The sequence below is a fragment of the Stenotrophomonas sp. HMWF003 genome (genome assembly GCF_003061285.1).
GTDB lineage: Bacteria > Pseudomonadota > Gammaproteobacteria > Xanthomonadales > Xanthomonadaceae > Stenotrophomonas > Stenotrophomonas maltophilia_AP.
In genome coordinates this window covers 1-1133 of the sequence record NZ_QAIW01000269.1, presented here as the reverse complement: position 1 = coordinate 1133, position 1133 = coordinate 1, and the positions used below count along the sequence as shown (strand labels likewise).

At 70.1% G+C, this 1133-nt stretch carries 1 protein-coding gene; it reads left to right on the top strand.

Going from position 1 to position 1133, the window contains the following annotated elements; translation table 11 throughout:
- Nucleotides 1–17: 17 nt before the first annotated feature.
- On the top strand, nt 18–1019 hold the full coding sequence (locus tag DBR34_RS11155; protein ID WP_128096847.1) for a TIGR03571 family LLM class oxidoreductase: 1002 nt from the start codon (nt 18–20) through the stop codon (nt 1017–1019).
- Nucleotides 1020–1133 lie beyond the last annotated feature (114 nt).

Sequence of the window (1133 nt, the reverse complement as noted above, 5' to 3'; positions counted from 1 at the left end):
CCCCACTGGATCTCCCCATGTCCCCCGCCTCGCACGCATCCAACGCCAGCGCCCTCTCCCGCCTCACCGCCGGCGGCTTCAGCATCGGTGTGGAAGCACCGCTGGACAACGACTGGACACCCGCCGGTGAACTGGCCCGACGTAACAGCGGCCGGCTACCCGGCGAACCGGACATGCAGCGCCATGCGGACCTGGCCAAGCTGGTGGACCAGCTCGGCTTCCGGGCGTTTTGGGTGCGCGACGTGCCGGTCTACGACCCGTCCTTCGGCGATGCCGCGCAGGTGTTCGAGGTGTTCACCTACCTTGGCTACCTGGCCGGCATCACCCAGAACATCCTGCTCGGCACCGCCGCCGTGGTGCTGCCCATCCGCGAGCCGCTGCTGACGCTCAAGGCCGCCGCCACCGTGCAGCAGCTCAGCGGCAACCGGTTGCTGATGGGCGTGGCCAGCGGCGACCGCCCGGTGGAGTACCCGCTGTTCGGCCGCGACTTCCCCGGTCGGGGCGCCAACTTCCGCAGCCAGGTAGACCTGGTGCGCGACCACGCGCGCGCGCACCTGCCCGAACCGCTGGACCTGCTGCCCCGCCCATCCGCGCCGCTGCCGCTGCTGGTGGCCGGGCTGTCGCAGCAAACCCCTGCCTGGATCGGCCAGCACATGGATGGCAGCCTGGCCTTCCCCGGCACCCCTGAAGAACATGCCCGACGCGTGGCCGCGTGGCGCGCGGTGGCCGGTACCAAGCCGTATGCCAGCTTCATCCACATGGAACTGGACGCGCACCCGAATGCACCGATGCGCCGCTGGCGCTTCGGCTTCACGGGCGGGCGCAACGCGTTGATCGCCGAACTGTACGCAATGCGCGCGGCCGGCGTCGATCACATCGGCCTGCACGTGCGGCGCAACCAGCGCCCGCTGGAGGAAACCTTCCACGAGATCGCCGAGTACGTGCTGCCGCTTTTCCATTCCCAACCCGCGGCCGACCGCGCGCCGAACGCAGCCCTGCTGGAAATCGCAGGCGCGTAGGCGCGCCACCTGCTTCGGCCTGCCGCACACCTCCCCCACATCGAGACCCCCATGCGCATTTCAGTCCCCACCCGGTTGGGCTTCGGCACCGCCCCGCTTGGCAACATGTACCGC

Excerpts from the sequence above, each read along its gene's own strand:
- DBR34_RS11155 (WP_128096847.1), top strand. The coding sequence starts at position 18 with ATGTCCCCCGCCTCGCACGCATCCAACGCCAGCGCCCTCTCCCGCCTC.